Raw genomic sequence first — 20,546 nt, forward strand, 5'->3', positions numbered from 1 at the left:
CAAAAAAATAATCCAGATGCCAATCAATTTGACTGGTATCTGGATTTTTCATTAGGACTTATGTCCCAAGCTCTTTTTTCTATTTTACAGCCCACTCCTTTTGGTGCCTTCTCAATTGTATGCTACAATTTTAGTAACAACGGAGGTGGGCAAATGATTGTTTTTTATTCCTTTTGTATCGGCTTATTAGGCAGTGGCTTTGTGGCTTTTCTTGCTTATATTTCTAATGCACTCACATTATCCGGCAGCCTAGCTTTGCTGCTGGTAGGAGCGACAGCATTTGCTTTTGCACCCAGCGGAACTTGGTTGCTGCTCCTCTTCTTTTTCGGCAGCTCATTGCTGATTCATTTTTTCCGCCGAATTGTTCAAAAACAATCAAAAATCCCAATTGAAACCCTTCGTCAGGCCACTCAGGTTTTTGCAAATAGCCTGCCCTTTCTGATTGCCTCCCTTGCGTATTTTGTGACAGGGGAATTTTACTGGCTGATTGCTTGTGGAAGTACGATTGCTGGCGCCACCGCAGATACTTGGTCGTCGGAAATTGGAGTACTTTCCCGTAAAGCACCCAGAAATATTTTGGACTTCCGGCAAGAAACAACTGGTTCATCCGGTGCAATTTCTATCTTAGGACTACTTGCAGCAATTATCGCAAGTTTTTTAACAGCCAGTGTTTTCTATCTCTTATTGACCCTCTTTCATGATCCAATCACACCGGGTTATTTTCTCGTTCCTTTTTTTAGCGGAATCGTTGCCACACTGTTCGATAGTTTTTTAGGCGCCGCACTTCAGGGAAAATTTTTATGCCAAATCTGTGGGAAAAAAATAGAAAAACGAAACCATCACGATCAGCCGACTATACTGATTCATGGACTCCGTTTTCTCGATAATGATGGTGTAAACTTTTTAAGTGGTTTATTGACTTTGCTGTTGTCTATCAGCTTGTCACTCTGGTTTATCCGTTGATAAATTTAATTGGTTTGAATCGTCACCAAGCGCAGCTTGATGATGTTTTTATACGTTGAAAGTTCTTCAATCACATCAGTGTAAGTTAAATGTTTCGGAAGATTGATCGTGTAGATATTGGTGTACAAGCGATGTTCCTCCGCAAATTTCATATCAAAATTCACATCTTCAATTTCAATCCGATTTTTTTCAAAGTATTCACTTAAAAATTCTTTGGATTCTTCTCTGTGAATAAACTGAATTTCTAATTTTTTCGTGGTTGGTACATGAATCACTTGTTTGACCATCGTCAAAGCAATAAAAATTCCTACGAAACTGGTGATTGCAATCGCATAATAGCCCATACCGATGGCAATACCTAATCCAGCAATCGCCCAAAGAGAAGCGGCTGTCGTCAAACCAGTGACAGAGCGTTTTGTTACGATGATCGTTCCGGCTCCCAAAAATCCAACACCACTCACGACTTGGGCAATCAAACGGCCCTGATCCGAGCGTATGACTCCCATGATCTCTGGATGAGCGAGGGCTTCCCGAAGCGCTTCGCTAGCAATCTCAACTTGAATCAAAGCGATCACGCAAGCACCCATACAAACTAAAATGTGGGTTCGTAAACCGGCCGGACGATTTTTATACTGTCGCTCAAAACCGATTACTCCACCAAACAGCATCGCTAACCCTAAACGTAAAAGTATTTCTGGTATTGTCAAAACAATATCCGCCATCCGAACACCCCCTTTTCACTATACCATGTTTTCCAAATCCGATAGAAATCTAAAGCCTAAAATTGGGGTTATAAGCTTAAATGAAAAAATCATCTTCAAGAGTGGACGGCAATGGTCCTTTATCTTGAAGATGATTTTTCTTGTGTTCAACTGTTTTGATAATCTGCTATTGATTACAGTTTGCTGCCAGCTGCTTCGTCAATAATCACAACTACATCTGAATGATTTTGCAATGCGGATGCTGGCAAGTGGGTTGTAACCGCACCATCGATCATTCCTTTGATTGCATCGGCTTTTGCTTCACCATACGCCATTAAAATCATTTTTTTACCTTTTAGGATTGATCCGATACCCATGGAAATAGCTTTTGTAGGAACGTCTTCAACTTTATCAAAGAAACGTTTGTTTGCGTTGATCGTTGATTCTGTCAAATCAACAACTGAAGTCAAACCGTCAAGTGGTGCACCTGGTTCGTTAAAACCAATATGTCCATTTTGACCAATTCCTAAAATTTGGATATCAACAGGGTGCTTCTCAATGATTTCATCGTAATGTTTGCATTCTGCTGCTAAATCTTCTGCTTTGCCGTTTGGGACGAAGGTTTCTTTGAATGGTTTTTTGTCAAATAATTGAGTATTCATAAAATGACGGTAGCTTTGCGCGTCGTTACCGCCCAAGCCCACATATTCATCCAAGTTTACAGAGGTCAATTCTGAAAAGTCCAAGTCACTTTCTGTCATTTCTTTGTATAAAGTAACCGGTGTGCTTCCCGTTGCAAGTCCTAAGGTTTTGATTCCGTTTTCCATTGCTTCTTTAATTATTTCAAAGGCTTTTTTTCCGCCTTCTTCAGCATTTTTCACGCGAATAATTTCCATCTTCGAGTCCCTCAGCTTTCTTTTTTGGTATAGCCCAATTATAGCACTTCTTTTTTCGAGATGCAATAATCGTCTAGACCAGATGGAAAAATTAGGATTTCCTTATCATTAACCAAAAAAACTGCCTCTCAAGCAAATGAGGGGCAGTTTTTGATTTTAAACGTTTTTATCTCTATCTAAATGATCATTTATTTTTTTAGCGGCATCATCGGTTTTTTTGTCGGCTTCTTCTTTTGCGTCCCCAACTTTTTGTTGGATTTTCCCTTTTAGTTCTTCCGACTCATCATCCGTGATTTTACCTTTGATTTCGTTAAATTTCCCTTTGATTTTGTCTTCATTTACCATAGAATATCCACTCCTTTATTTTTTATTACATAAATAGCGTAACATTCATACAAAAAAATAACCAATAATATGATTTTATTTGAAGATAAATGAATTATAGAATCGATAAAGCTTGAGCTAGATCTGCAATCAGATCATCTGCGGATTCAATTCCGATGGACAGTCGTAGCAAATCTTCTGTCAACCCGTAGGAATCGCGCAGCTCTTTTGGGATATCTGCATGCGTCTGGGTTACTGGATAAGTGATTAGACTTTCAACCCCACCCAAGCTTTCTGCAAAGGTGAAAACAGATAACCGGCTGAGAAATTCTGGAATTTTAGCTTCGTTTTTTACACGAATACTGATCATTCCACCAATTTCCGGATAAAGGACTTCTTTGACTGCACCATTATTTCGCAGAGCTTCAGCAATTTTTTGTGCATTTTCTTCTTGGCGATCCAGACGAATTGCCAATGTTTTTAAGCTGCGGATAAATAACCAAGAGTCAAAAGAATCCAGAGTAGGACCCGTTGTATTTGCCAACCAAACCAACTGTTCTCCTATTTTTTCCTCCTTTGCCACCACGACGCCTGCCAATAAATCATTGTGTCCTGCTAAATATTTCGTTCCTGAGTGAATCACGATATCCGCACCCAAATCCAAAGGCTTTTGTCGCAATGGGGTTAAAAAGGTGTTGTCGACAATGAGCGTTGCTTGATTTGCCTGCGCTTTTTTTGCCACTGCCGCAATATCAAAGACGTGCATCAATGGATTGGTGGGTGTTTCCAAAAAGACCGCATCTACCTGCTCATCAAGTTGCGCCAGTAATTCGTCAAAATCATTAAAATAGCGAAAAGTAGCAATTTTTTGTTTTTCCAAATAATCAAAATAACGGTAGCTGCCGCCGTAAATATCCCGTCCTACTAAAAATGTGGCTCCCTGCGGAAAGAGACCAAAAACCAACTGAATCGCGCTCATACCTGAACTTGTCACAACTGCCCGTTTCCCATTTTCCAGCTTTGCCAATGCCTCTTCTACAATTGTACGGGTAGGATTTTTCGTTCGGGTATAATCATAGCCAGTACTTTGCCCAAGTTTTGGGTGTGCATAGGTGGTTGAAAGATGGATTGGCGCGCTGATTGCACCGGTTTGTTGATCGCTGTGATTTCCAATTTGTGCTAAAAATGTTTCATTTGCTTGTTCTGTCATTTAAAAGTCTCCTTTATTTTTGATTCCCGCTAAAATTTGTTGAACAGCCTGCTGAATATTTTCCGGTGTCGTCGCTAAATTTAAACGAATAAATTGTTTCGTTTCTTCAGAGAACCAGCCGCCAAAATCTACTGCTAGTCCACAGGTATCTTTAATGAATGGTTCAATTTCTTCTGGTAAAAGCACTTGACTAAAGTCCAGCCAGAGTAGATAGGTTCCCTGCAAATCCGCTACTTTTACGGCTGGAAGCTCTTGTTCAAAGGACTTGCGAACAAACTCATAGTTGCTTAAAATGACTTCTCGAAGACCGGCAAACCAGTCATCTCCGGTTTCGTAAGCAGTTGCTCCTGCCAGTTGTCCCAACAAACTATTTTCCGATTGACTGTATCGTTTGATTTTTTGATCAAATATTTGTCGCAACTTTTCATCCGGAATCAAAATGTGTCCATTTAGCAAGCTGGCTAAATTAAAGGTCTTTGAGGGCGCATTGACGACGATCAGCTGATTCTGAAAAGCACCTTTTGAGACTTGCAACGCTGAAATAAATTGATGGGGGGGATAAATAAAATCCTGATGAATCTCATCAGCAAGTATTAAGACATTGTATCGTTCACAAATCTCAAACATTCTAGCAAGCTCTTCTTCCTGCCAAACCCGTCCTACAGGATTATGTGGGGAACAAAGGATAAAGAGTTTAACATCATTCTCCCGAATTTTTTCTTCAAAATCCGTAAAATCAACCGTGTATTTTCCCTCTTTTTGAACCAGATGATTTAAGATTTCGTGGCGATTGGTGTCACGAATAGCATTGAAAAACGGATAGTAAACCGGTGGCTGAATCAATACATTATCGCCTTCTTCGGTGAAAATTTGAATCAGATGATAGAGTGATTCCACCACTCCCTTTGAAAAACGCAACCATTCTTTCTGTAAGTGAATACCATGGTGCCGTTCCTGCCATTCTGCAAAGGCTGTAAAATAGTTTTCCGGTACTTGAGAATAACCAAAAATTCCGTGGGTGATTCGGTCAGACAACACATCCTTTACTGATTCCGGCACGCTAAATTCCATATCCGCAACCCATAAAGGCAACAATTGTTCATTTCCAAAACGTTCCTTCAACGCATCCCATTTTAGAGAAGTCGTTTGTTTGCGTTCTTGGGCATATTTTTTTATAAAAATTTCTTTTTCCATTTTCTGCTCCTAACTTGCACTTTTTCGACGAATATCTGCCAAACGATATGGGGTGATTTGATACACATCATTCAACCAATTGTGATAAAACAAATGGGCATGACTTCGCCAGCGATTGATAATTTCATCCTCTAAATGATTGTAGTGAAAATAATTTTCTGGAATATCCGTATCTAGCCCACGCTCATGATCCCGTAGATATTCTTTTTTTAAGGTTTCCGTATCATATTCAAAATGTCCCAAAACAAAAACGTTTCGCTCATCAGCAGAGACCAGAATCGTTGCACCAATCTCTGGATTACGGGCAACAATCCGCAATTTTTCAGGATCAATCTGCTCTTCTGCCAACCCAGTATATCTAGATTGGGGGGTATAAAAAAGATCGTCAAAGCCGCGGGTCAAACGATGCTCATCTACAAGTTTATTTGCATAAATACCAAAAAGTTTGCGGGGATAGAGAGTTTTACCCACTCCGTAATGATGATAAAGTGCTGCTTGTGCTCCCCAACAAATGTGCAGTGTCGAGGTCACATTTGTTTGGCTCCAATCCAAAATCTCCTTTAACTCCTCCCAATAATTTACTTCCTCAAAAGGCAGCTTTTCAATCGGCGCTCCAGTAATAATCAACCCATCGTAGGTGTTTTCTCGAATTTCACCAAAGGTTTGATAAAACTTATTCAAATGAGTGATACTGGTATTTTTATATTCATGACTGGAGATACGAATAAAATCGATATCGATTTGCAGCGGACTTTGGGAAATCAAACGCAACAACTGGATCTCGCTGTCGATTTTATTTGGCATTAAGTTTAAAATCGCAATTTTTAGCGGACGAATGTCTTGATGAATCGCCCGATCATGATCAATCGCAAAAATATCCTCTTTTTCTAAAACAAATTTTGCCGGAAAATCTTCAGCAACATTAATTGGCATATAACATTCTTCCTCTCGTTCATTTTGGGTATAAAAAAAACGCCCCTTCAAAAATGAAAGGACGAAATCATCGTGTTACCACCTAACTTTGTTGTTTTCTCACAAAAACAACCTCCCCAGGTACTGCGCAAAACGCAAGACCGTGGTGCTGTAACGGGCACACCCGAAAAGCGCTAATCCTGCGACTCACACTTTCCCACTCAAAGACCATCTTCCCGATACTTCCTCTTACCTCTTTTCACCAACCGAAGCTCTCTTTGAAAAATCCGTTATCGGTACTCTTCTTTTCGACGTATTTATGACTATTGTTATTGTTGATTATCATAGTAGAAAATTCAGAAAATGTCAAAGAGTTTTTAGTGATGGGAGAAAAAAAAGTCCTAGAAACCTTGAATAACCAAGGTTTCTAGGACTAAAATAATTAATTAAAATTATTTAACTGTTACAGTTGCGCCTACTTCTTCCAAAGCAGCTTTCAATGCTTCTGCTTCATCTTTAGCGATTCCTTCTTTAACTGCTGAAGGTGCGCTGTCAACTACTGCTTTAGCTTCTTTCAAGCCTAAGCCAGTTGCTTCACGAACTGCTTTGATAACTTTAACTTTTTGGTCTCCAGCTGCAGTTAATTCTACAGTGAATTCTGTTTGTTCTTCTTCAGCGGCAGCAGGACCAGCAGCAGCAGCTACAGGAGCAGCAGCGGATACGCCAAATTCTTCTTCGATAGCTTTAACTAAGTCGTTTAATTCTAAGATTGTCGCGCCTTTTAGCTCTTCGACAATGTTTTCAATGTTCAATGCCATTTTTGGTTTCCTCCATTTAAATAAAAATTATAAGATTTTTTTGATTCGGTTATGCGGCAATTAAGCTGCATCTCCTTCTTTGCTTTCTACTACTGCGTTGACAGCGTAAGCCACGTTGCGGACTGGCGCTTGAAGAACAGATAGTAGCATAGAAAGAAGACCTTCGCGGTTTGGCAATTTTGCCAATGCAGTAATTTCTTCCAATGAAGAAACTTTGCCTTCAATGATACCGCCTTTGATTTCTAATGCTTTAGCGTCTTTAGAGAATTCATCGATAATTTTTGCAGGGGCAACCACGTCTTCGTTGCTGAAAGCAACAGCGGTAGGACCAGCAAATACTTCGTCTAAACCATCTAAACCAGCTTTTTTGGCAGCACGAGAAAGGATCGAGTTTTTGATTACTCGCATTTCTACGCCTGCATCACGTAATTGTTTACGCAAGTTGGTTACTTGATCAACAGTCAGTCCACGGTAATCAACGATTACAACAGATGCTGCTTGTTGAAATTTTTCCGTTACTTCATCAACAATTGCGGATTTTTTTGCGATAGCTGCTTCACTCACTTGAATTTCACCTCCTGATTTTGATGGTAGAGTTTTCCTTAAAAATCTCTGTTCAAAGAACAAGAAAATTCACAATAAAAAACTCTATGCCACCGTAGACATAGAGGGACTATTGAAGTATCTCAATAAACGTCCTCGGTAGGAATTTAAGACTTACGTCACCTACTGTCTTCGGTACAGTTACTATTAACCTCGACTACCTTATCATAAATAAGATAGCCGAGTCAATACTTACACTGATTTTTCTAATTAAAAATTAGAAAGAAGCTTGGTCTACATGGATACCAGGTCCGAAAGTTGTTGTTACGGTGATATTTTTCATGTATTGACCTTTTGCTGCAGATGGTTTAGCTTTCACTAACACATCATTGATAGTTTTGAAGTTTTCAATCAATTTGTCAGCACTGAATGATACTTTACCGATTGGAACATGAACGTTTCCGGCTTTATCAACGCGGTAAGTTACTTTACCAGCTTTTACTTCGTTGACTGCTTTTGTTACGTCCATTGTTACTGTACCGGTTTTAGGGTTTGGCATTAAGCCTTTAGGTCCTAAAACACGACCCAATTTACCAACTGTAGCCATCATATCAGGAGTAGCTACAACGACATCAAAATCAAACCAGCCGCCTTGGATTTTTTGAACCATATCATCGTCACCAACAAAGTCTGCACCAGCTGCTTCAGCTTCTTTTGCTTTTTCGCCTTTTGCGAAAACTAAAACAGTTTGTGTTTTACCAGTTCCGTTTGGCAGTACAACTGCGCCACGGATTTGTTGGTCAGCCTTTTTAGGGTCAACGTTCAATTTGTAAGCAACTTCGACTGTTGCGTCGAATTTTGCAATATTTGTTTCTTGTGCTAATGCTACTGCTTCTTCAACTGAATAAGCTTTTGTCGTATCAACTTTTTTCAATGCATCTTGCATTTTTTTGCTTTTTTTAGCCATTTTGTTTCCTCCTTGATGTGGTTATAACGGTAGAACCTCCCACGTGTTCCGTGTCTTTCAACACAGAGCCAACTGAGAAGCTACTTCCTTAGGGTCTGCGCTCTTATTCGACAGTAATCCCCATGCTTCGTGCAGTTCCTTCAACCATGCGCATTGCTGCTTCAACATCAGCTGCGTTTAGGTCTGGCAATTTCAATTCAGCGATTTCTTTTACTTGATCGCGTGAAACTTTAGCAACTTTCGTTTTGTTTGGTTCGCCTGAACCTTTTTCCACTTTAGCCGCTTTTTTCAACAATACTGCAGCTGGTGGTGTTTTTGTGATAAATGTAAATGAACGGTCTTCATATACTGAGATCACAACTGGAATAATCAAACCTGCTTGATCAGCAGTACGAGCATTGAATTCTTTTGTGAATCCCATGATGTTGATACCCGCTTGACCTAGCGCAGGACCTACTGGCGGAGCTGGTGTTGCTTTACCTGCAGGAATTTGCAATTTAACGATTTTTTCTACTTTCTTTGCCACGAGACATACCTCCTTGAGTCCGTGATGTGGTTAATTGGAGATCAATATTTCTCCTCCCACTTTTACCCGTGGTGTCCACACCAAAATAACCATGTGCTGACACACACTGTGATAGTTTAGCATATCCAAAGAAAATTGCAAGCAATTTCCTCTTTCTCTTTCGTATTTCATCACTGAAAAAGCCTTAAAATTTCTTTTACCTGCTATGATTTTCTGCCGTTTCATTGTTTTCTTGTGGTACACTACAATCAGAAGTTAGTAGAAAATTTCAGAGGTGCAAAAAATGGAACAAGTACGGTTTCGCAGTGTTTTTGACATTATTGGACCAATCATGGTTGGTCCCAGCAGTTCTCATACTGCCGGTGCTGCGCGGATTGGCAAAGTCGTCCGCAATATTTTTGGCGAACAGCCGGATAGTGTCGATATTTATTTATATGAATCCTTTGCTAAAACTTATCGAGGACATGGAACGGATGTTGCCCTGGTCGGTGGTTTACTGGGGATGGCCCCAGATGATCCCCGCCTAGCAGACTCTTTAAAAATCGCCCATGAGTCAGGAATGGAAGTCCTGTTCGTTCCCAAAAACGAAAAAGCCGAGCATCCAAATTCCGTAAAAATGGTCGTGACAAAAGGCAAACGAAAATTATCTGTGACCGGAATTTCCATCGGTGGCGGAAACATTCAGATTTCCGAATTAAACGGGTTCAAGATTTCTCTAACAATGGGAACACCAACCTTTATCACTGTCCACCAAGACGTACCAGGCATGATTGCTAAAGTCACCAATATTTTGTCAGAGGCGAATGCCAATATCGGTACCATGACTGTTACGAGAGAATCAAAAGGTGAAAAAGCGATTATGATCATTGAAGTAGATGAACCACAACCAGGAATTTGTGAAAAATTAAAAGCGTTGGATTATATGGACAACGTAACTTATTTTGATTAGGGTGAAAAAAAATGTTTTATTCAATTGAAGATTTAGTTAGTCAAGCACAAAATTATTCTTCTGTTGCCGAGTTGATGATTCAAACAGAAATCGAAATGACTGGACGTGACCGGGAACAAATTTTTCATTTGATGGAAAAAAATCTTGCGATCATGGAACGTTCAATCGATGAAGGAATTCAAGGAGTCACCTCCGTTACAGGAATAACCGGTGGCGATGCCAAAAAATTAAATACCTATTTACAAACAGATCGGTTTTTAAGCGGAGAAACAATTTTGACCGCCGTCAGAAATGCGATTGCCGTGAATGAAGTAAATGCAAAAATGGGACTAATCTGTGCTACCCCAACTGCCGGCAGTGCTGGTGTCGTTGCCGGGGTATTAACTGCAGTGAAGGATCGTTTGCAGCTTTCCCATGAAGAACAGGTCCATTTCTTATTTACTGCCGGAGCATTCGGATTGGTTATCGCCAACAACGCATCAATTTCTGGTGCTGAAGGCGGCTGTCAGGCAGAAATCGGCTCCGCCAGCGCAATGGCAGCGGCGGCTCTGGTCTGTGCAAATGGGGGAACTCCTCATCAAGCGGCACAAGCTGTAGCAATCACTCTTAAAAATATGATGGGCTTGATTTGTGATCCGGTAGCTGGTCTGGTGGAAGTTCCTTGTGTTAAGCGAAATGCGCTGGGTTCTTCACAGGCATTCATTTCTGCCGACATGGCATTAGCAGGAATCGAAAGTGTGATTCCTCCTGATGAAGTGGTCGCTGCAATGTATCAAGTTGGCCGACAAATGCCGGCGATTTTCAAAGAAACAGCAGAAGGCGGCTTGGCAGTCACGCCAACTGCCCAACGTCTCCAAAAAGAGCTTCTCGAGAAACAGCACAATTAAAAAAGCTTAGAAAATTGAAGTGGCCGGCAAGAATTCATTTTTTGCGGTCACTTCAATTTTTTCCAAGCTTTTTGGGAACAATTCATTTTTAGTTAAATCAATAGGAAAATAGTTTTGTATTTTTTACTTCTTCGATTGTTTTTGTTCCTGCCAACTGCATCGTGATGGACAATTCTTTATTCAAATGATCAAAGACTGATTTTACTCCCTCTGCTCCACCAAGGTTAAGGCCATAGATAACTGGACGGCCAATTGCCACCAAATCTGCCCCGCTTGCCAAAGCCTTAAAGACGTGTTCGCCACGACGGACACCAGAATCAAATACGATTGGTACGCGTTTATTTACGACTGCAGCAATTTCCGGTAATACATCAAAGGAAGCTGGTCCACCATCTAATTGACGCCCCCCATGGTTAGAAACCCAGATACCGTCTGCACCAGCAGCAATCGCTACTTCTGCATCTTCTGGTGATTGGATTCCTTTGACCACGACAGGTAAATTGGTCAAGGTTTTGATTTGTTGGATATCCTCCGGCTCAATTGCTTGTTTAGCCGCAGCATAAATTTCTGCAATTCCTTTTCCTGCACCGTCGCCGCTTTCGCTTTGTTCACTATAAGCAGCCAAATTCGGCATAGGTAGTGGGAATTGAAAATGATTGATGACATCTTCTTCTCGATAGCCCCCAAGTGTTGAATCAACGGTCAAAACGATTGCTTTTGCGCCGGCTTTTACTGCTTTGTCTAAAATAAATTTGTTAAAACCATCGTCTTTGCTCATATATAATTGGAAAAATTGCGGTGCATTTGGTGCTGCTGCAGCGGCATCTTCAATGGTTGTGTTGGCATAGGTGCTGATTGAAAAAATTGATCCAGCAGCGGCAACTCCTTTTGCGGTGTCGGCTTCGCCATTTGTATGTGCTAACCCTTGAGCGGCTGATGGCGCTTGAATGATTGGTGTTTCCAATTGAATATCCCATAATTTCGTGTGTAAATCAGCTGAATCGATACCTCGTAGTACCCGAGGCATAATCGTTTTTTTATTAAAGGAACTGGTGTTTTCTGCCATCGTCCATTCATCTTCTGAACCACCACGGATATACCCGAATGCACCGGCTTCCATCGTTTCTTGTGCTCGTTTTTCTAATGAAGCGATATTGACGATTTCGATTGGATGTTCTTCTTTGCTTGCTTGATAAGTCATGAGAGATTCCTTCTTTCAAAAAATGAGTTCTACACACTTATTATATTCACTTATTAAAAGTAAGCAATTATTTTGACTCTGCCCATAAAAATTTTTCAATCAGTTGATCAACTTGTTTATTTTCATGCAGTTGGCTGTGTTGGACATTGTTTCCTGTCACGATTTCTGTCTGGACATTATTTCCATGAGCCGTCACTAGCCCACTGATTGCTAACGCACTGGTCAGTGGCACCGTTCCATCCGTCAGCTCTTCTTTGCTGAGTTGTCCACCCATCACTAAAAAGTCAATCGTTGTCGGCAGTTGTTGGATCATTCCTTGGTAATCTTGGTAACGTGCCGAAATTTCAGATGGGCCGTTTTCCATTAGATCCTTAATGGATTGACTTGTGCTTGTATCCAAAAAATCATTGAATGGGGCGCCGATTGCAACAAATTTTTGAACTTCCGGCAAATCCGCGGTCTCCCCTGATTCCAGATAGCGCAAACTGCTGACACCACCCATGGAATGCCCCACTAAATTCACTTTAGTAATTCCATAAGTGGTGGAGAGATACGTTAAGCAGCTTTTGATCCACTCCGCCTGCTGCCATTCATTATTTTTATTGTCTTCAAAGAGAACTTGGATCAAAGGATTCTCTTTTTCTCCTGTCCATGTACCTTTTTCTGTAATTTTTCCTGATGGCGAAACCCGCAATTGCAGCACTTGTTCTGCGATGTCGGCTTTTTCAAAGCGAGCAATCATTCCGCCAAAGGAGCTGGGCCCACCGGAATAACCATGAAAGAAAATCGTTGGAATGGCGGTTTTCGTTTGTGTGGGAACCTTTTCTTTTACGGCTTGTACGTTGGTTATTTCTGGCTCAGTTGTATTTTTGCTGAGGGCTTTATAGCCAAACCAGCCGCCAATCAAAAGCACCAAAAATAAACCGACACCAATTTTTTTCATCCTAATTCCTCCATAATTTGTCTTCTTCATTTATAAAAAAATAGACTCTCCCTTCTTGTAGGAAGAGAGAGCTTTCTGGTCGTTAAATTTTGTCTACTTGTTCAAAATCTAGTTCTGTACTGGTTTCCCGACCGAACATATCGATATTGACTTTCAATTTTTGTTTTTCTTCATCAACTTCAGTTACTTGACCTTCCAGTCCAGCAAATGCTCCTTCGATGATCTTCACTGTTTCTCCCACTTCAACCTCAAGATCAGATTGACGCGTACTCATACCTAATGAACGAAGAATGTGATTGATTTCTTCTGCCAATAATGGTGCTGGCTTACTGCCGGCGCCATGGGAACCTACAAAACCGGTCACGCCCGGTGTATTCCGCACAACGTACCAAGATTCGTCGGTCATCGTCATTTCGACTAAAACATATCCAGGAAAAGTTTTATGCACGATTTCTTTCGATTTGCCGTTTTTGACTTCCGTTTCTGTTTCTTCAGGAACAACAACACGGAAAATAAAATCTCCCATTCCCATGCTTTGCGCGCGAGATTCGATGTTTGCCTTTACCTTGTTTTCATAGCCGGAATAAGTGTGCAGTACGTACCAGTTTCTTTCAAAAGTTTCCATTCTGATGGCTCCTTATCTGATTGTAAAATAAAAAAACCTCAGTTCCCCGAAGTTTTTCTTCTCAAACAGTATAGCACCGTTTTGATGATCACGCTAGCGAATTATTTTAAAATCCAACTAAACACGGACCGGATAACCGTATCCATCACAAAGAACATTACAGCAAAAATAACCGATGTCTCGATAACCACTAAGGTATCTTTACGCAATTGTTTTTTGTTTGGCCAGGTGACCTGTTTCATTTCAGCAATGACACTGCGGATGAATTTCATTTTTCTGCCCCCTACTTCGTTTCTCTGTGAAGCGTGTATTTATTGCAATATTTACAAAACTTATTGATTTCTAAACGTTCGCCCCGTTTACCTTCACTAACTGATTTTGAGTAGTTGCGTGAACCGCAAACAGAACAGGCTAAGGCTGCTTTTTTCGTTGCCATTTTCGTGCCTCCTCATCATACACAATCGTACAATTTAACTTATCACGTTTCTTTTTTTCTGTCAATCGCAGGAATAATTTAGTCATTATTTTTAATTTATGCTATTATTAAGTTGTTAAAATGGAACAATTGGAGGGGTCTTTATGCTTTTAAAAACAATGGTATATAAGAAAAAAGATTTAACCACAGTCAAAGAAACTGCCACACTGGAAGAAGCGCTGAAGATTCTTGAAGATTCCGGCTACCGCTGTGTACCGATTCTTGATGAAACCGGCAAAATCTTCCGCGGAAATATCTATAAAATGCACATCTATCGTCACAAATCAAATGGCGGCGATATGACATTGCCAGTAACGCATCTTTTAAAAAATGCGACGAAATTTATTTATGTGAATTCTTCTTTCTTCAAAGTTTTCTTCACTATCAAAGAATTGCCTTACATCGCTGTTTTAGATGAAGACAATCACTTCTATGGAATTTTGACCCACAGTTCCCTGTTGACGATGCTTTCTCAATCTTGGAACATCGAACAAGGAAGCTATGTATTGACGATTGCTTCCACCGGAAAACAAGGCGATTTAGCGATGATTTCAAAAATCATTTCCAAATACAGCAGCATCGCCAGCTGTATCACCTTAGACATCGGTAAAGATGAATTTATTCGTCGTACCTTGATTACGCTGCCGGCAAAAACCAGCAAAGAGACTTGCGACACGATTATCAACCAACTGGAACACAAAAATTTCAAAGTTGTTGAATTGGAAGATTTAACTGCAGGTGAATAAAAAAATGGCATCCTCTCTTCGGTGTATGTACCGAGAAAGGATGCTTTTTTTATAGTCTTTTTTCAAAATGAAGTGATTTATCCAAAAGATACATCACAGGTGCCGAAACGGCCATAACGATCAATTCACTCAAGGCTAACGTGCCATAGGTTGTCCAAAATGCTTTGCCGCCTTCTGGTACCAGCATGATTGCGATCAAAAACATGCTTGCCGTAAAGAACAGCGTGTTCAGTGCCAAACGCCAATAGACGTTGGGAACTTTTTTCTGCAATAACGCGGTTAAGCCCAGTGCTAAAAAGGTTTGTCCTCCGCCAAAAATCACATCTGCGATTCCAAAGCCGAAAACCCAATTATAAACAATGACGCCTCCTAAAACACCCCACATTAATTTACGATTGAATACCACCAGATGATTTAAACTTTCTGAGATACGAAACTGAATGGGACCAGATGAGACTGGTGCCACAAGAACCGTCAACGCAATGTAAAGCGCCATAATGATTCCATTAGTCACCACGACCATTAAACGAGACCGGGTTTGATTGGTTGATAATTGCATGTTTCTTTCCTTCTTTCTCCTAGTTTTGTTGACGCGGGATGGTTGATGAACCGCGAATGATCAGCGCCGCTTACTCAGCTAGCTTTACGCAGGGACTGCTTTTGCTCTTTTTTTAATGGGACAACTTTTTTTGAAGCGGACTTTTTAGGCGATACTTTTCGCAAAATAAAACTATAGAAAAGCGTCAACCCACCATACGTCACCAATAATATTCCTTGTGCAATCAAAAAAATCCATTTCACCGTTAGGGAAAGTGGCAAATACAGTAAATTTTGTAAAAGAAACTGCAGGGCAAACAAGCCACCTGAGATTCCGATCAAATGATAGTATTTCATACTCTCTCCTTAAAATCAATAAAAAATCAACAGAGATAAGTATACCAAACTTTCTCATCAAATAAAAACAATAGTTATTCAGCGAAATCGTTTTTATTCTTTTGGGATAAAAAGCTCCTTTTTCATAACTCTTAAGAAAGTACTAAGACGGTAATGTAAACGCTCGCTAAAATGTAGGGAGTATGGTATAAAATAAGTGTAAGGGGTCATAAGGGTTCCCAGTAAAGCAGATGCAATAGGATCTGCAGGAACAGAATTGTTATGAAACTTAACAAAGAGACAAAGGACGTGGGAATTTGAGTTACTCCTTACTTACTGAACAGGGTCTAGTGAGTATTTTCTAGTATTTCTTGAGTGGACATCAGAACCTTGAGAAAATACGAAATGGAAAATAACTTACTAGATTTTTTTTTGTGTTTTGCTTTCCATTCCTGCATTCCTCTGTTAAAATGTTCCCACTGAGTTTTTACTAAACAGATGGAGTTAAAAAAAAATGAAAATTCATTATCATTTATTAATAAATCAAGCTTCTGGAAGTGGTCACGGCAAAAAAACCGGCGATCGAATCACAAAACTTCTTACCGATAAACAGTTCCATTATTCAACCTATTTAACTGAATACGCCGGACATGAGCATAAAATCGTCGAAGAATTAGTAACGACGACCTTGCAACCTTGGCCGAAAGATCCTCAGACATTGGAGGATAGCGAATTTCCACTGCTGATTGTCATCGGTGGGGACGGCACACTGCATCAAGTATTAAATCAATTTTTTCAAATGAAAGTCGATCTGCCGATTGGTTATATTCCTGCCGGTTCAGGGAATGATTTTGCTCGAGGAATCGGGTTGCCCCGAGAACCAGAAAAAGCCTTTTGGCAAATTGTTAAAGCACAACAGCCGCAAGAGGTAAACATCCTAGCTTATGACGAGAAAATCCAACAAGAAACGGGTATCTTCGTAAATAATGTCGGAATCGGTCTGGATGCAGCCATCGTTCATGCCACCAATGATTCAGCAACAAAAGAGCAGTTGAACAAATACAACCTTGGCTCACTTGCTTATATCACCTCCATTTTGAAAGTTCTTTTCACACAACCGGGATTTCCTATTTTAGTGGAGATTAACGGGCAAGAATTTTCTTTTGACAAAGCCTTTTTATGCACAACGACCAATCATCCCTATTTTGGTGGCGGCGTAGCGATCGCTCCTTCTGCTGATGTGAAAAAAAACAATCTTGATCTAGTGGTGGTTGAACGGATTCCAATGATTAAAATTTTTGGGCTCATTCTAAAATTGATTCGAAAAAAACAAGGAACCTCGAAACATTTCCATCAATTTACTGGTACCCGCCTGCGAATCGTCTCCACCATGCCCCAATATGGTCAAGCGGATGGTGAAGTGTTAGGAAAACGCTCCTTCGATATCACCTTCACAACTAAGAAACAACAAATTTGGTATTGATATTATCCTTCCCTTGATCCAACTTAAAAAAATCCGAAGAACCGCAAGTGCTTCTGTCTTGTTTCTACAGATGAACTTGCTGTTCTTCGGATTTTTTATTTATTAAACAATTGCGGTGTGATGCCGTCCATTCCGATCAAAGGATCAATCTCATCGGCAAGGATCAGCTCAATCGTCAATCGAGGTTCCTGCACGCCCTGTGTTTTTATTTCCGATAATTCCTCATTAAACGGCTCATTTGTTTCAGAAACAGTGAAAAGATCCGTTTCCTTTTTTGCGGCTTTTGTTGCTGATCCGGTTTCTGTTGGAGGCGAAGGAAATTCGCTATACGCATCCCCGGTGGTTTGTTCTTCATAAGCAACAATTTTTTGTTGTAGGCCAGGAGAAACGGTATCCGCGGCTATGATTCGCTCCTTTAAGGTCGTTAGGCGAACCGCTGACTCTTGCGTTACGCAAGCTTGGTAGGCTTGCGTTTCCCCTAATAAAATCAACAGTTCTTTGCTGCGGGTAACCGCGGTGTACAATAAGTTTCGCTGCAGCATCCGTTGGTATTGATGAACCATCGGCAAAATCACCATTTTAAATTCACTGCCCTGTGCTTTATGGATTGAGCAACAATAAGACAACGTAATTTTATTCCATTCATTTCGCCGATAAGTGACTTCGGTAGCATCAAATTGAATCACCAATTCATCCACTTTATCTTCCGAATCTTTTGCCAATGTAATGCCGACGATTTGTCCCATATCCCCATTAAATACATTTTCCTCTGGTGAATTGACTAACTGCAATACTTTGTCGCCGATTCGATAGACTGTGTCATTCCAATGGACTTCTTTTTTCGAGCCGGTATTGGGATTGAAGATTTCTTGCATCATTTTATTCAATGCATCAATTCCTGCCGCGCCGCGATACATGGGTGCTAATACTTGGATATCTTGTGGTGTGAACCCTTTTGCTTTGGCTTTGGTCACGATATTTGCGATCAACGGTTCAATTTGATAGGCATCACAACGAAAATACGAACGGTCTTTTTGATTCACGGTAAAATCTGCCGGCAGTTGTCCATTTTTTATTTCATGGGCCAAAGGAATGATACTGGAATCATCTCCTTGCCGGTAAATTTCCGTCAGTTCCCGCTTAGGTAACGCATCAATTTGTAAGAGATCATGAAGAACCTGTCCCGGTCCCACCGATGGTAACTGATCTTTATCCCCAACAAAAATCACCTGCATATTGGTTGGAATCGATTTGAACAATGTGTTTGCCAACCATGTATCCACCATCGACATTTCATCAACAATCAACAAACCACCCTCCAACTCTTTTGCAGAGACAGAAGGGGATTTTTCCCGACCAGTCAGCCCTAATAGGCGGTGAATCGTTCCACTAGGCAGCCCGGTGGTTTCATTCATCCGCTTGGCTGCTCGTCCAGTTGGTGCCGCCAAAAGAATCGGAAACATTTCCTGGGTATACTTTCCGGGATCAAGCTCCAGATCATTTAATTCTGCAAATAATTGCACGATTCCATTGATAACGGTAGTTTTTCCGGTGCCCGGCCCACCAGTTAAAATGAATAATGGTGAACGGATTGCTTCTTTGATTGCTTCTTCTTGAGAACTGCCATAACTGATCTGCAATCTTTTTTCAATGATCCGCAATTTTTTTGCAATTTCCTTTTCTGAATAAGGTAATTTCTTGCGTTTCATCAATCGTTGGATGGAACTGGCAATTCCCCATTCGGCAAAGTATAAACTATTTTCGTAAAGATTGGTTTCCTCTTGCTGAATCTTGCCTTCTTCTACTAACTGAATAATGCTGTTGGCTACTTGCTCCGGATGAATTTCTATAGGTCGGGCGTTTTCCAAAACGCGAATCGTTTGCTCCAACAATTGTTCCGCCGGAGAAAATGTGTTACCGGTCTGCAAGGATTGCTGATTAATTTGATGCAGCACCGCCGCCCGCAACCGTTGCGGTGAAGTCGCCTCGATACCTAGTTGTTCTGCCAAAACATCTGCCTTCTTGAAGCCGATTCCTTCGATGTCTTCCACCAAACGATAAGGATTCTCCTGAAGAACCGTCAATGCTTCATTTTTGTAGGCCTGATAAATCGCAAAGGAAAGCTGACTACCAAAGCCGTACTTTCCTAAGCCAACAATGACTTGATCCATTCCGTGATTCAAGCGAACAGTCTCTAAAATCATTTGGCGCTTCTTCTCCGGTAATCCGCTGACTTGTTCCAGCAAATCTGGCTCTTTAAGCAACCGATCAATGGCTTCTTCTCCTAAAACCGCCACGATTTTTTCTGCAGTCTTCTTACCGATTCCAGGAAATTTCTCACTGGAAAAATAATGGATCAACCCGTTTTCTGAAGTAGGCTGCTCCTGTTGGTAGCTGTTGACTTGCAGTTGTAGCCCATAACGGGGGTGATTGATCAACTCGCCAAAAAAACGGTAGCTTTCCTCTTCTTGAATATCGCCAAAGGTACCGGTAGCAACAATTTCCTTTTCCCGATAATCCGCATTCGTTTCTTGCACGTGAATCAAAAGAACTTTATAAAAATTGCTTGGATTTTGAAAAAAAATAGCGGCAACTGTGCCGACAAAGTATTGTCGTTCGTCTGTCAAGCTGTTGCTCCTTTCTATAATAAAGCATCTCTTCCTGATGCATCACCGAGAAAACTCGAATCATTCCAAACCTCTAACCGATAAGGTAACGCCTTTCGTTCAGAAGTTGTCATGAGAGTCACACTATTATTGACCAGTCCACCCATCTCACGCAGCTGCGCCAATTCTTTTCCAGCCAGCCATTGGATTGCAGCCGTTAACGAAGCCCCGTGTCCCACAAACAACAGCGGTCCTTTTTCCGCGGTAGCTACCGCTTGTGTTACTACTTTTTCGATGCGGTCCAAGGCATGCTGGATTGGTTCACCCTGAAAAATCGTTGGATCATATTTTTCCAAATGAAACCGCAGATTTTTTAATTCATGAGGGTATTTTTCATACATGTCATCAATACGTTGCCCTTCCAGCTGGCCTAACCCTAATTCTTTCAGCCCCTCTGTAGAAATGATTTCGACCGTGTGATCCAGCTGTGCAGCGATGCCTTCTGCTGTCTTTTGTGCCCGCAATGCAGAGCTGGTATATATTTTTTCAAAGGGAACTTCCTTTAAATGCTGCCCTAATAATTTAATTTCTTCGTAGCTGCTTTCAAGCAAAGGAGAATCCCCCATCATCCCTTGAAAACGCCGTTCATTGTTCCATTCTGTTTTTCCGTGACGGGTAAAATATAGCTCCATTTTGCAGCTCCC

Annotated in this window: 24 protein-coding genes and 2 other annotated features; of the genes, 5 read left to right on the top strand and 19 right to left on the bottom strand. The window is 40.9% G+C overall.

Features of this window, described 5'->3' with window-relative positions; translation table 11 throughout:
- Positions 1 to 963: DUF92 domain-containing protein (locus tag FFM66_RS05920; protein WP_137605305.1), on the top strand; the 963-nt coding region annotated here is incomplete at its 5' end.
- A 5-nt stretch (positions 964 to 968) separates the two neighbouring features.
- Here FFM66_RS05920 and FFM66_RS05925 read toward each other — a convergent pair.
- The 10 genes from FFM66_RS05925 to rplK all read right to left on the bottom strand — a co-directional run bounded on the left by FFM66_RS05925 (position 969) and on the right by rplK (position 9,054).
- The gene (locus tag FFM66_RS05925) at positions 969 to 1,685 is read right to left on the bottom strand and encodes an MgtC/SapB family protein (RefSeq protein WP_137605306.1); all 717 of its coding nucleotides are present in this window, start codon (positions 1,683 to 1,685) and stop codon (positions 969 to 971) included.
- A gap of 173 nt (positions 1,686 to 1,858) precedes the next feature.
- Positions 1,859 to 2,560, bottom strand: a complete 702-nt coding sequence (gene nagB, locus FFM66_RS05930) for a glucosamine-6-phosphate deaminase (protein ID WP_048603988.1) — start codon at positions 2,558 to 2,560, stop codon at positions 1,859 to 1,861.
- Between the two features lie 156 nt (positions 2,561 to 2,716).
- On the bottom strand, positions 2,717 to 2,905 hold the full coding sequence (locus tag FFM66_RS05935) for a CsbD family protein (RefSeq protein ID WP_048603987.1): 189 nt from the start codon (positions 2,903 to 2,905) through the stop codon (positions 2,717 to 2,719).
- A gap of 94 nt (positions 2,906 to 2,999) precedes the next feature.
- Positions 3,000 to 4,094 (bottom strand): PLP-dependent transferase, encoded by a 1,095-nt coding sequence (locus FFM66_RS05940; protein ID WP_048603986.1) that lies wholly within the window; start codon positions 4,092 to 4,094, stop codon positions 3,000 to 3,002.
- Positions 4,095 to 5,288, bottom strand: coding sequence for a MalY/PatB family protein (locus FFM66_RS05945; protein ID WP_048603985.1), 1,194 nt, complete (start codon positions 5,286 to 5,288; stop codon positions 4,095 to 4,097).
- Positions 5,289 to 5,297: 9 nt separating this feature from the next.
- On the bottom strand, positions 5,298 to 6,221 hold the full coding sequence (locus FFM66_RS05950) for a homoserine O-succinyltransferase (protein WP_137605307.1): 924 nt from the start codon (positions 6,219 to 6,221) through the stop codon (positions 5,298 to 5,300).
- A gap of 54 nt (positions 6,222 to 6,275) precedes the next feature.
- Positions 6,276 to 6,521, bottom strand: a binding site (T-box leader).
- Positions 6,522 to 6,652: 131 nt separating this feature from the next.
- Entirely contained in the window at positions 6,653 to 7,018 is a 366-nt protein-coding gene (rplL, locus tag FFM66_RS05955) for a 50S ribosomal protein L7/L12 (RefSeq protein WP_048603983.1), read from the bottom strand.
- A gap of 60 nt (positions 7,019 to 7,078) precedes the next feature.
- Positions 7,079 to 7,582, bottom strand: coding sequence for a 50S ribosomal protein L10 (rplJ, locus tag FFM66_RS05960; RefSeq protein ID WP_048603982.1), 504 nt, complete (start codon positions 7,580 to 7,582; stop codon positions 7,079 to 7,081).
- A 66-nt stretch (positions 7,583 to 7,648) separates the two neighbouring features.
- Positions 7,649 to 7,775, bottom strand: a sequence feature (ribosomal protein L10 leader region).
- Positions 7,776 to 7,838: 63 nt separating this feature from the next.
- Positions 7,839 to 8,528 carry a 50S ribosomal protein L1 gene (gene rplA, locus FFM66_RS05965; RefSeq protein ID WP_048603981.1) on the bottom strand — a complete coding sequence of 230 codons (690 nt, stop codon included), beginning with the start codon at positions 8,526 to 8,528 and terminating at the stop codon, positions 7,839 to 7,841.
- A gap of 103 nt (positions 8,529 to 8,631) precedes the next feature.
- Positions 8,632 to 9,054 carry a 50S ribosomal protein L11 gene (gene rplK, locus FFM66_RS05970; RefSeq protein WP_048603980.1) on the bottom strand — a complete coding sequence of 141 codons (423 nt, stop codon included), beginning with the start codon at positions 9,052 to 9,054 and terminating at the stop codon, positions 8,632 to 8,634.
- A gap of 283 nt (positions 9,055 to 9,337) precedes the next feature.
- Between rplK and sdaAB the strand changes: the two genes are divergently transcribed.
- Entirely contained in the window at positions 9,338 to 10,003 is a 666-nt protein-coding gene (sdaAB, locus tag FFM66_RS05975; protein WP_137605308.1) for an L-serine ammonia-lyase, iron-sulfur-dependent subunit beta, read from the top strand.
- A gap of 11 nt (positions 10,004 to 10,014) precedes the next feature.
- Positions 10,015 to 10,890 carry an L-serine ammonia-lyase, iron-sulfur-dependent, subunit alpha gene (gene sdaAA, locus FFM66_RS05980; protein ID WP_137605309.1) on the top strand — a complete coding sequence of 292 codons (876 nt, stop codon included), beginning with the start codon at positions 10,015 to 10,017 and terminating at the stop codon, positions 10,888 to 10,890.
- A 97-nt stretch (positions 10,891 to 10,987) separates the two neighbouring features.
- Here sdaAA and FFM66_RS05985 read toward each other — a convergent pair whose 3' ends face one another.
- From FFM66_RS05985 to rpmG, 5 genes are all read right to left on the bottom strand, one after another.
- The gene (locus tag FFM66_RS05985) at positions 10,988 to 12,091 is read right to left on the bottom strand and encodes a lactate oxidase (protein WP_137605310.1); all 1,104 of its coding nucleotides are present in this window, start codon (positions 12,089 to 12,091) and stop codon (positions 10,988 to 10,990) included.
- 67 nt (positions 12,092 to 12,158) lie between these two features.
- On the bottom strand, positions 12,159 to 13,034 hold the full coding sequence (locus tag FFM66_RS05990; RefSeq protein ID WP_137605311.1) for an alpha/beta fold hydrolase: 876 nt from the start codon (positions 13,032 to 13,034) through the stop codon (positions 12,159 to 12,161).
- 82 nt (positions 13,035 to 13,116) lie between these two features.
- Entirely contained in the window at positions 13,117 to 13,659 is a 543-nt protein-coding gene (nusG, locus tag FFM66_RS05995) for a transcription termination/antitermination protein NusG (RefSeq protein ID WP_048603975.1), read from the bottom strand.
- 101 nt (positions 13,660 to 13,760) lie between these two features.
- Positions 13,761 to 13,931, bottom strand: a complete 171-nt coding sequence (gene secE / locus FFM66_RS06000) for a preprotein translocase subunit SecE (protein WP_048603974.1) — start codon at positions 13,929 to 13,931, stop codon at positions 13,761 to 13,763.
- A gap of 11 nt (positions 13,932 to 13,942) precedes the next feature.
- On the bottom strand, positions 13,943 to 14,095 hold the full coding sequence (gene rpmG / locus FFM66_RS06005) for a 50S ribosomal protein L33 (protein WP_048603973.1): 153 nt from the start codon (positions 14,093 to 14,095) through the stop codon (positions 13,943 to 13,945).
- A gap of 143 nt (positions 14,096 to 14,238) precedes the next feature.
- On the opposite strand from rpmG, the gene cbpA reads away from it, so the two are divergent.
- On the top strand, positions 14,239 to 14,880 hold the full coding sequence (gene cbpA / locus FFM66_RS06010; RefSeq protein ID WP_048603972.1) for a cyclic di-AMP binding protein CbpA: 642 nt from the start codon (positions 14,239 to 14,241) through the stop codon (positions 14,878 to 14,880).
- 49 nt (positions 14,881 to 14,929) lie between these two features.
- Here cbpA and FFM66_RS06015 read toward each other — a convergent pair whose 3' ends face one another.
- Positions 14,930 to 15,439, bottom strand: a complete 510-nt coding sequence (locus FFM66_RS06015; protein WP_246038423.1) for a QueT transporter family protein — start codon at positions 15,437 to 15,439, stop codon at positions 14,930 to 14,932.
- 74 nt (positions 15,440 to 15,513) lie between these two features.
- Positions 15,514 to 15,774, bottom strand: a complete 261-nt coding sequence (locus tag FFM66_RS06020; RefSeq protein WP_137605312.1) for a hypothetical protein — start codon at positions 15,772 to 15,774, stop codon at positions 15,514 to 15,516.
- Between the two features lie 493 nt (positions 15,775 to 16,267).
- Between FFM66_RS06020 and FFM66_RS06025 the strand changes: the two genes are divergently transcribed.
- On the top strand, positions 16,268 to 17,236 hold the full coding sequence (locus FFM66_RS06025; RefSeq protein WP_048603969.1) for a diacylglycerol/lipid kinase family protein: 969 nt from the start codon (positions 16,268 to 16,270) through the stop codon (positions 17,234 to 17,236).
- A 95-nt stretch (positions 17,237 to 17,331) separates the two neighbouring features.
- Here the strand turns inward: FFM66_RS06025 and recD2 are convergent, their stop codons facing one another.
- Complete coding sequence (recD2, locus tag FFM66_RS06030) at positions 17,332 to 19,863, bottom strand: SF1B family DNA helicase RecD2 (RefSeq protein WP_137605313.1); 2,532 nt, start codon at positions 19,861 to 19,863, stop codon at positions 17,332 to 17,334.
- A 14-nt stretch (positions 19,864 to 19,877) separates the two neighbouring features.
- Positions 19,878 to 20,534: a histidine phosphatase family protein gene (locus FFM66_RS06035; protein WP_048603967.1), complete on the bottom strand. Its 657-nt coding sequence runs from the start codon at positions 20,532 to 20,534 to the stop codon at positions 19,878 to 19,880.
- Positions 20,535 to 20,546: the final 12 nt, after the last annotated feature.

The sequence above is a fragment of the Enterococcus songbeiensis genome (genome assembly GCF_005405265.1).
GTDB lineage: Bacteria > Bacillota > Bacilli > Lactobacillales > Enterococcaceae > Enterococcus_C > Enterococcus_C songbeiensis.

Bases quoted from the DNA above. Each gene is read 5' to 3' on its own strand.
- FFM66_RS05925 (WP_137605306.1), bottom strand. From the start codon at position 1,685: ATGGCGGATATTGTTTTGACAATACCAGAAATACTTTTACGTTTAGGG.
- nagB (WP_048603988.1), bottom strand. From the start codon at position 2,560: ATGGAAATTATTCGCGTGAAAAATGCTGAAGAAGGCGGAAAAAAAGCC.
- FFM66_RS05935 (WP_048603987.1), bottom strand. From the start codon at position 2,905: ATGGTAAATGAAGACAAAATCAAAGGGAAATTTAACGAAATCAAAGGT.
- FFM66_RS05940 (WP_048603986.1), bottom strand. From the start codon at position 4,094: ATGACAGAACAAGCAAATGAAACATTTTTAGCACAAATTGGAAATCAC.
- FFM66_RS05945 (WP_048603985.1), bottom strand. From the start codon at position 5,288: ATGGAAAAAGAAATTTTTATAAAAAAATATGCCCAAGAACGCAAACAA.
- FFM66_RS05950 (WP_137605307.1), bottom strand. From the start codon at position 6,221: ATGCCAATTAATGTTGCTGAAGATTTTCCGGCAAAATTTGTTTTAGAA.
- rplL (WP_048603983.1), bottom strand. From the start codon at position 7,018: ATGGCATTGAACATTGAAAACATTGTCGAAGAGCTAAAAGGCGCGACA.
- rplA (WP_048603981.1), bottom strand. From the start codon at position 8,528: ATGGCTAAAAAAAGCAAAAAAATGCAAGATGCATTGAAAAAAGTTGAT.
- sdaAB (WP_137605308.1), top strand. From the start codon at position 9,338: ATGGAACAAGTACGGTTTCGCAGTGTTTTTGACATTATTGGACCAATC.
- sdaAA (WP_137605309.1), top strand. From the start codon at position 10,015: ATGTTTTATTCAATTGAAGATTTAGTTAGTCAAGCACAAAATTATTCT.
- FFM66_RS05985 (WP_137605310.1), bottom strand. From the start codon at position 12,091: ATGACTTATCAAGCAAGCAAAGAAGAACATCCAATCGAAATCGTCAAT.
- FFM66_RS05990 (WP_137605311.1), bottom strand. From the start codon at position 13,034: ATGAAAAAAATTGGTGTCGGTTTATTTTTGGTGCTTTTGATTGGCGGC.
- nusG (WP_048603975.1), bottom strand. From the start codon at position 13,659: ATGGAAACTTTTGAAAGAAACTGGTACGTACTGCACACTTATTCCGGC.
- secE (WP_048603974.1), bottom strand. From the start codon at position 13,931: ATGAAATTCATCCGCAGTGTCATTGCTGAAATGAAACAGGTCACCTGG.
- rpmG (WP_048603973.1), bottom strand. From the start codon at position 14,095: ATGGCAACGAAAAAAGCAGCCTTAGCCTGTTCTGTTTGCGGTTCACGC.
- cbpA (WP_048603972.1), top strand. From the start codon at position 14,239: ATGCTTTTAAAAACAATGGTATATAAGAAAAAAGATTTAACCACAGTC.
- FFM66_RS06015 (WP_246038423.1), bottom strand. From the start codon at position 15,439: ATGCAATTATCAACCAATCAAACCCGGTCTCGTTTAATGGTCGTGGTG.
- FFM66_RS06020 (WP_137605312.1), bottom strand. From the start codon at position 15,774: ATGAAATACTATCATTTGATCGGAATCTCAGGTGGCTTGTTTGCCCTG.
- FFM66_RS06025 (WP_048603969.1), top strand. From the start codon at position 16,268: ATGAAAATTCATTATCATTTATTAATAAATCAAGCTTCTGGAAGTGGT.
- FFM66_RS06035 (WP_048603967.1), bottom strand. From the start codon at position 20,534: ATGGAGCTATATTTTACCCGTCACGGAAAAACAGAATGGAACAATGAA.